A 1476-nucleotide genomic window follows, 5' to 3' on the forward strand; every position below is an offset into this window, starting at 1 on the left:
GAGGTCGGCCGCGCCGACGGAGCCCGCACCGCGCGCGGACGAGCGCGCCGACGGGCCGACCGTCTCCCTGCGGCTCGCCGTCGTCGTCCTCGACGCGCACCGCGCCTACCTGAGGTCCGACCCGCCCGCGGGGCTCGCCGCCCTCGCGCTCGCGGACCGCCTGTGCCGCCGGCTCGACCCGCACACCCTGGCCGCGCACCCCGAGATCCCGGCGCTGCTCGCCCTGAGCCGGGGCCGGCTGCTCCTGCTGGGCGGCGACACCGCTGCGGCACGCGACGAGCTCGCGCTCGCCTCGCGGACCGCGCAGGCGCCGGGCTGCGAGGAGCTGCTGGCCGCCTCGCTGCGCGCGCAGGCGGTCCTCGAGTCCGCGGCCGGGCGGCTGCGGGCCGGCACCGACCTCCTGCTGCGCGCGGACACCGTGGCGCGCGGGGTGCACGACGGGCTCGCGCCCGGTTCTGCGGCCGCGACGGTGCTCCGGGCCTGGGTCCACCCGGACTCGCTCGACGCCGAGGCGGCACGCCGGCTCGGGCCGGGTGCCGCCGACGCCCACGCACACCACGACGAGGCCACGGCCACGCGGCTGACCCTCGTGCGCGAGCGACTGCTCGTCCCGGGCGACGCCGGGCAGCGCCCGAGCACGTCGCCCGCCGCCCACCTGCCGGGCTGGCTCGAGCTGTGGCTCGAGGCCGCGAGCGCGCCGACGCCCGTGGCCCGCCCGGTGGCCGGGCGCCCGGCGGCGCCCGGCGGCATCTCGCCCACCCGCGTCGCCTCGGCGGCACGACGCCGTCCCCGCGACGTCGTCGTCACCGCGCACCGCGGCGTCGCCGGCCCCGGGGACGCGGCGCTCGGCCTCGACGCCGCCGCGACGTCGGTGCTCGACCGGCAGGTCACCACCTGGCTCGCGGAGTCCGCGCGCGCCGCCGAGTCGGGTGACCTCGCCACCGCCACGGCGGCGCTCGAGCGCTCGCTGCGGCTCGCGGCGCCGGAGCGGCTGCGCCGGCCGTTCCGCCTGGCACCCCCGGCGGTCCAGCGGCTGCTGCTCGAGCTCGACGACGTGCGGGCGCGCTACCCGTGGCTGCACGGACCGGCCGCGGCGGCGCCGGCGCACCCGGCGCGCCCGGCCGCGGTGCCCACGGTCCGCCGGCACGGCGCTCCCACGACGTCCACCGCGCTCTGGGAGCCGCTCACGCACCGCGAGACGGAGGTCCTCGGCCTGCTGAGCGACCTGCTCAACACCGAGGAGATCGCGGCGTCCATGTACGTCTCCGTCAACACGGTGCGCACGCACGTCCGGAGCATCCTGCGCAAGCTCGAGGTCTCGCGCCGCAACGAGGCGGTGCGCCGGGCCTGGGAGCTCGGCGTGCTGCCGGCGGGCGGAGACACCGGGGCCACCGACGAGCACGCGGAGCCGGCGGTCGCTGCGCCGCGCGTCGGCTGAGCCGCGGCCGGCGCCCCGCTCGCCGGACCGGTCGGCGT

The 1476-nt window shown here is 80.4% G+C and carries 1 protein-coding gene; it reads left to right on the plus strand.

All coding sequences use genetic code 11. The annotated features are described in order from the left end of the window. On the plus strand, positions 1-1438 hold a 1438-nt coding region (locus tag AB6N24_RS23065), incomplete at its 5' end, for a LuxR C-terminal-related transcriptional regulator (protein ID WP_412871690.1). Positions 1439-1476 lie beyond the last annotated feature (38 nt).

Origin of the sequence: Cellulomonas jepli (assembly GCF_047229345.1) — a bacterium.
Lineage (GTDB): Bacteria > Actinomycetota > Actinomycetes > Actinomycetales > Cellulomonadaceae > Cellulomonas_A.